6 protein-coding genes are annotated in these 6,580 nt (G+C 61.2%); all 6 read left to right on the forward strand.

Annotated features, from left to right (window positions below):
- The first annotated feature begins 63 nt into the window (after positions 1–63).
- The 6 genes from tkt to fba all read left to right on the forward strand — a co-directional run bounded on the left by tkt (position 64) and on the right by fba (position 6,492).
- Positions 64–2,061, forward strand: a complete 1,998-nt coding sequence (gene tkt / locus OC610_RS18310; protein WP_264429616.1) for a transketolase — start codon at positions 64–66, stop codon at positions 2,059–2,061.
- Between the two features lie 198 nt (positions 2,062–2,259).
- On the forward strand, positions 2,260–3,315 hold the full coding sequence (gene epd / locus OC610_RS18315) for an erythrose-4-phosphate dehydrogenase (RefSeq protein ID WP_030137857.1): 1,056 nt from the start codon (positions 2,260–2,262) through the stop codon (positions 3,313–3,315).
- A gap of 24 nt (positions 3,316–3,339) precedes the next feature.
- On the forward strand, positions 3,340–4,503 hold the full coding sequence (locus OC610_RS18320; RefSeq protein ID WP_264429619.1) for a phosphoglycerate kinase: 1,164 nt from the start codon (positions 3,340–3,342) through the stop codon (positions 4,501–4,503).
- Positions 4,504–4,534: 31 nt separating this feature from the next.
- Positions 4,535–4,759, forward strand: coding sequence for a hypothetical protein (locus OC610_RS18325; protein ID WP_264429620.1), 225 nt, complete (start codon positions 4,535–4,537; stop codon positions 4,757–4,759).
- 57 nt (positions 4,760–4,816) lie between these two features.
- The gene (locus OC610_RS18330; protein ID WP_264429621.1) at positions 4,817–5,152 is read left to right on the forward strand and encodes an MliC family protein; all 336 of its coding nucleotides are present in this window, start codon (positions 4,817–4,819) and stop codon (positions 5,150–5,152) included.
- Between the two features lie 275 nt (positions 5,153–5,427).
- Positions 5,428–6,492, forward strand: a complete 1,065-nt coding sequence (gene fba, locus OC610_RS18335; protein ID WP_003177554.1) for a class II fructose-bisphosphate aldolase — start codon at positions 5,428–5,430, stop codon at positions 6,490–6,492.
- The last annotated feature ends 88 nt before the right edge of the window (positions 6,493–6,580 follow it).

Below are 6,580 nucleotides of genomic sequence, written 5' to 3' on the forward strand. Positions count from 1 at the left end.
GGTGGGTGAGGGAAAATGCTCGCCTTTTTTCAGTTTCGTTATTCAAAACCCAGGAGATCAGCGATGCCCAGCCGTCGTGAGCGTGCCAATGCCATTCGTGCCCTCAGCATGGATGCCGTGCAAAAAGCCAACAGCGGCCATCCCGGCGCCCCCATGGGTATGGCGGATATCGCCGAGGTGCTGTGGCGCGACTACCTCAAGCACAGCCCGAGCAACCCATCGTTTGCCGACCGTGACCGCTTCGTGCTGTCCAACGGCCACGGCTCGATGTTGATCTACTCGCTGCTGCACCTGACCGGTTATGACCTGTCGATCGATGACCTGAAGAACTTCCGCCAACTGCACAGCCGCACCCCGGGCCACCCGGAATACGGGTACACCCCTGGCGTGGAAACCACCACCGGCCCGCTGGGCCAAGGCCTGGCCAATGCCGTGGGCTTCGCCCTGGCGGAAAAAGTCCTGGCGGCGCAGTTCAATCGCCCGGGCCACAACGTAGTTGATCATCACACCTACGTGTTCCTGGGTGATGGCTGCATGATGGAAGGCATTTCCCATGAAGTGGCGTCCCTGGCCGGCACCCTCGGCCTGGACAAGCTGATCGCTTTCTACGATGACAACGGCATTTCCATCGACGGCGAAGTCGAAGGCTGGTTCACCGACGACACCCCCAAGCGCTTCGAAGCCTACAACTGGCTGGTGATCCGGAACGTCGATGGGCACGACCCGGAAGAAATCAAGACCGCCATCGAGACCGCCCGCAAGAGCGCGCAGCCGACCCTGATCTGCTGCAAGACCACCATCGGCTTCGGTTCGCCGAACAAGCAAGGCAAGGAAGATTGCCACGGCGCGCCATTGGGTGCCGAGGAAATCGCGCTGACCCGCGCGGCGCTGAAATGGAATCATGGCCCATTCGAAATCCCGGCCGACATCTACGCCGAATGGGACGCCAAGGAAAAAGGCCGCGCAGCCGAGGCCGAGTGGGACCAGCGCTTTGCCGCCTATTCCGCCGAATTCCCTGAGCTGGCCAACGAGCTGGTACGTCGCCTCAGCGGCGAGCTGCCGGCCGATTTCGCCGAGAAAGCCTCGGCGTACATCGCCGAAGTCGCCGCCAAGGGCGAAACCATCGCCAGCCGCAAAGCCAGCCAGAACACCCTGAATGCTTTCGGCCCGTTGTTGCCAGAGCTGCTGGGCGGTTCGGCCGACCTGGCCGGCTCCAACCTGACCCTGTGGAAAGGCTGCAAAGGCGTGACGGCTGAAGACGCCAGCGGCAACTACATGTACTACGGCGTTCGCGAGTTTGGCATGAGCGCGATCATGAACGGCGTAGCCCTGCATGGCGGCCTGGTGCCGTACGGCGCGACTTTCCTGATGTTCATGGAATACGCCCGCAACGCCGTGCGCATGTCGGCACTGATGAAAAAACGCATCCTGTATGTGTTCACCCACGACTCCATCGGCCTGGGCGAAGACGGCCCGACTCACCAGCCGATCGAGCAGCTGGCGAGCCTGCGCTGCACGCCGAACCTGGACACCTGGCGCCCATGTGACGCCGTGGAGTCGGCAGTGGCCTGGAAGTACGCCATCGAGCGCAACGACGGTCCATCGGCGCTGATCTTCTCTCGCCAGAACCTGCAACACCAATCCCGCGATGCCGACCAGATCGGCGACATCAGCCGTGGCGGCTATGTGCTCAAGGACTGCATCGGCGAGCCGGAACTGATCCTGATCGCCACCGGTTCGGAAGTCGGCCTGGCCGTCCAGGCCTACGACAAGCTGACCGAGCAGGGCCGCAACGTGCGCGTGGTGTCCATGCCATGCACCAGCGTTTTCGACGCCCAGGACGCAGGCTACAAGCAAGCGGTGTTGCCGCTGCAGGTCAGCGCCCGTATCGCCATCGAGGCCGCTCACGCCGATTACTGGTACAAGTACGTGGGCCTGGAAGGCCGCGTGATCGGCATGACCACCTACGGCGAATCGGCTCCTGCGCCAGCGTTGTTCGAGGAGTTTGGCTTCACCCTGGAAAACATCCTGGGTCAGGCTGAAGAGCTGCTGGAAGACTAAGACACGACGCGGTGGTCGAGACCACCGCACTTCCTGTAGGAGCTGACGAGTGAAGCGAGGCTGCGATCTTTCCCCTGACGCTTGAATCTCAAGCGAAAGATCAAGATCAAAAGATCGCAGCCTCGCTTCACTCGTCAGCTCCTACAGAGATTTGTGTGGTTAACACGAATTCGTTTCCCCGCGACTATCGAGACCCCCATGCCCCAACCGCGTCCCTACAAAGTTGCACTCAACGGCTACGGCCGCATTGGTCGTTGCGTCTTGCGTGCGTTGTTCGAGCGAGGGGCGAAGGCCGGGTTCGAGATCGTGGCCATCAACGATCTGGCCGACATGGCCAGCATCGAATACCTGACACGCTTTGACTCCACCCATGGCCGGTTCCCCGGCGAAGTGCGGGTCGAGGGCGATTGTCTGCATATCAATGGCGACTGCGTGAAGGTCCTGCGCAGTGCCACCCCCGAAGGCATCGATTGGGCGTCGCTGGGCGTCGACCTGGTGCTTGAGTGCTCCGGCGCCTACAACACTCGCGACGATGGCCAGCGGTTCATCGCCGCGGGCGCGCCACGGGTGCTGTTTTCCCAGCCGATGGCCAGCGAGGCGGACGTCGACGCCACCATCGTCTATGGCGTGAACCAGGACTGCCTGACCGGCGAAGAGCTGCTGGTGTCCAACGCGTCCTGCACCACCAACTGCGGCGTGCCGCTGTTGCGCCTGCTGGACCAGGCCATCGGCCTGGAATACGTGTCCATCACCACGATCCACTCGGCAATGAACGACCAGCCGGTCATCGACGCCTATCACCACGAGGACTTGCGTCGTACCCGTTCGGCGTTCCAATCGGTGATCCCGGTGTCCACTGGTCTGGCGCGTGGCATTGAACGGCTGTTGCCGGAACTTGCCGGGCGAATTCAGGCCAAAGCCGTGCGGGTGCCGACGGTCAACGTGTCCTGCCTCGATATCACGATGCAGACCGTGAGCGATACCGACGCCACCGAGGTCAACCGGATCCTGCGCGAAGCCGCCACCAGTGGCCCGCTCAAAGGCCTCCTGGCCTATACCGAGTTGCCTCATGCCAGTTGTGATTTCAACCACGACCCGCATTCGGCCATCGTCGATGCCAGCCAGACCCGCGTTTCCGGGCCAAGGCTTGTGAACATCTTGGCCTGGTTCGACAACGAATGGGGTTTTGCCAATCGAATGCTGGACGTTGCCGAGCATTACCTGCAAACAGCTTCCAATAAACCTGCTCTCTAAACAGTTATCCAGGAATTGCGACCCATGACCGTGTTGAAGATGTCCGACCTCGATCTGCAAGGTAAGCGCGTACTGATCCGCGAAGACCTCAACGTCCCCGTCAAGGACGGTGTCGTCACCAGCGACGCGCGCATCCTGGCCTCGCTGCCGACCATCAAGCTGGCCCTGGAAAAAGGCGCGGCCGTGATGGTCTGCTCGCACCTGGGCCGTCCGACCGAAGGCGAGTTCTCGGCGGAAAACAGCCTCAAGCCTGTAGCCGATTACCTGAGCAAGGCCTTGGGCCGTGACGTGCCCCTGGTGGCGGATTACCTGGGCGGTGTCGACGTCAAGGCTGGCGACGTCGTGTTGTTCGAAAACGTGCGCTTCAACAAAGGCGAAAAGAAGAACGCCGATGAACTGGCCCAGCAATACGCCGCCCTGTGCGACGTGTTCGTGATGGACGCCTTCGGCACCGCCCACCGCGCTGAGGGCTCGACCCATGGCGTGGCGAAGTTTGCCAAGGTCGCCGCTGCTGGCCCGCTGCTGGCCGCCGAACTCGATGCGCTGGGCAAGGCCCTGGGCTCGCCGGCCCAGCCGATGGCCGCTATCGTTGCCGGTTCCAAGGTGTCGACCAAGCTCGACGTACTCAACAGCCTGAGCCAAGTCTGCAACCAGTTGATCGTCGGTGGCGGCATCGCCAACACCTTCCTCGCTGCGGCCGGCCACCCGGTTGGCAAATCACTGTACGAGCCGGATCTGCTGGACACCGCCCGTGAAATCGCCGCCAAGGTCAGCGTTCCGCTGCCGGTGGACGTGGTGGTCGCCAAGGAGTTCGCCGAGAGCGCCGCTGCCACTGTCAAACTGATCGCTGACGTGGCCGAGGACGACATGATCCTCGACATCGGCCCGCAAACCGCGGCCAACTTCGCCGAATTGCTGAAATCCTCCCAGACCATCCTGTGGAACGGCCCGGTTGGCGTATTCGAGTTCGACCAGTTCGGCAACGGCACCAAGGTGCTGGCCCAAGCCATCGCCGAAAGCGCCGCGTTTTCCATCGCCGGCGGTGGCGATACCCTGGCGGCCATCGATAAATATGGCGTGGCCGAGCAGATCTCCTACATTTCTACCGGCGGTGGCGCGTTCCTCGAATTCGTCGAGGGCAAAGTGCTGCCCGCCGTGGAAGTCCTGGAAAGCCGGGCCAAGGCCTGAGGCGGCGTTGACCAGGCAAAGGAGTGTTCAAATGGTCAAGACGTTCATGGCGCTGATGGCTGCGACGTTGCTGGCGGCCTGTTCCAGCAGCCCGAAAGCGACGGCGCCGGATAATGCGGCGCCAGCACCCGAGGACGGTTGCTACCAGGCCGACTGGCAGGCCGAGACCAACCCGGTGCTGAACAAGCGTTCCGGCCCGGACGGCCTGGATAAATACGAGACGCAAGCGCCGGTCAAGGAACATGGTTGTCCTTGACGGGTCAGACTCTTTAACTCATGGCTGGCGGCCTGTGCCGCCCGTCGAGGAACACGGATGAAAGGCTTTGTCGCCGTCACGGCGTTGGCATTGTTGGCCGGTTGCTCGCAACTGGGTTTTTTGCAGTCGTCCGAACCCGTTGCAGAGGGCTGGACGAGTTGGACATGTGACAGCGAAGCCAAGGTGCTGTGGCGTTATACCGATGCTGCGCGCAAGGCAGTCGATGTCCGCCTGGGCGGTGCCGAGAAGGTTTATCGGCTCAAGCTGGAGCCGGGTGCCGAAGGTTCGCTGTACAGCGATGACATGCTGGCGTTTCACATCAAGGGTAAGGAAGGCCTGGTGTACTGGGTCGCCACCAATGATCTGATTGGGCGTGGTTGCAAGGCTGAGTGACAAGATTCATCTGATTCACACAGATCTGAATAGGGAAGCAGATCCAATGTGGGAGCGAGCTTGCTCGCGATTAGGGCGGCACATTCAACATGACTGTTGCCTGATAAACCGCTATCGCGAGCAAGCTCGCTCCCACAGGGATAGCATCAATGTTTGGGTTTGGCGATTCCGAACACGCGGCCGGGCCAACCCCTGATCCGCAATGACTTGAATAGCCGCCGCCGCTCCGGCAGGCTGGCACGATTAACGACCCTCGACCGGGAGAGAGACACACAATGGCACTTATCAGCATGCGTCAGATGCTGGACCACGCAGCCGAGTTCGGCTACGGCGTCCCAGCCTTTAACGTCAACAACCTTGAGCAGATGCGCGCCATCATGGAAGCCGCTGACAAGACTGACTCCCCGGTGATCGTCCAGGCTTCGGCCGGTGCCCGTAAATATGCCGGCGCGCCGTTCCTGCGCCACCTGATCCTGGCGGCGATCGAAGAATTCCCGCACATCCCTGTGTGCATGCACCAGGACCACGGCACCAGCCCTGACGTCTGCCAGCGCTCGATCCAACTGGGCTTCAGCTCGGTAATGATGGACGGCTCCCTCGGCGAAGACGGCAAGACCCCGACTGACTACGAGTACAACGTGCGCGTCACCCAGCAGACCGTCGCCATGGCCCACGCCTGCGGCGTCTCGGTAGAAGGTGAGTTGGGTTGCCTGGGCTCGCTGGAAACCGGCATGGCCGGCGAAGAAGACGGCATCGGCGCCGAAGGCGTTCTGGATCACAGCCAGATGCTGACCGACCCGGAAGAAGCCGCGGATTTCGTCAAGAAAACCCAGGTCGACGCCCTGGCCATCGCCATCGGCACCAGCCACGGCGCCTACAAGTTCACCAAGCCGCCCACCGGCGACGTGCTGGCCATCGACCGCATCAAGGAAATCCACAAGCGCATCCCCAACACCCACCTGGTGATGCACGGTTCTTCCTCGGTACCGCAGGAGTGGCTGGCGATCATCAACCAGTACGGCGGCGACATCAAGGAAACCTACGGCGTGCCGGTTGAAGAAATCGTCGAAGGCATCAAGTACGGCGTGCGCAAGGTCAACATCGACACTGACCTGCGTTTGGCTTCTACCGGTGCGATGCGTCGGTTGATGGCAACCAATCCTAGCGAGTTCGACCCGCGTAAGTTCTTTGGCGCGACCGTAACGGCGATGCGGGATGTTTGTATTGCGCGTTATGAGGCGTTTGGTACGGCGGGTAATGCTTCGAAGATCAAGCCGATCTCGTTGGAAGCTATGTATCAGCGGTATTTGAAGGGTGAGTTGAACGCTAAGGTTAATTGATGGTTTAGCGTTGTTAGAAAACCCGCAGTGATGCGGGTTTTTTTATGGGTGGGGTTTCTTGTTTTTGTGTGTATATCCGTTTTTTTGT

Source organism: Pseudomonas agronomica, from assembly GCF_025917275.1.
In the GTDB taxonomy this organism is placed as follows: Bacteria; Pseudomonadota; Gammaproteobacteria; order Pseudomonadales; family Pseudomonadaceae; genus Aquipseudomonas; species Aquipseudomonas agronomica.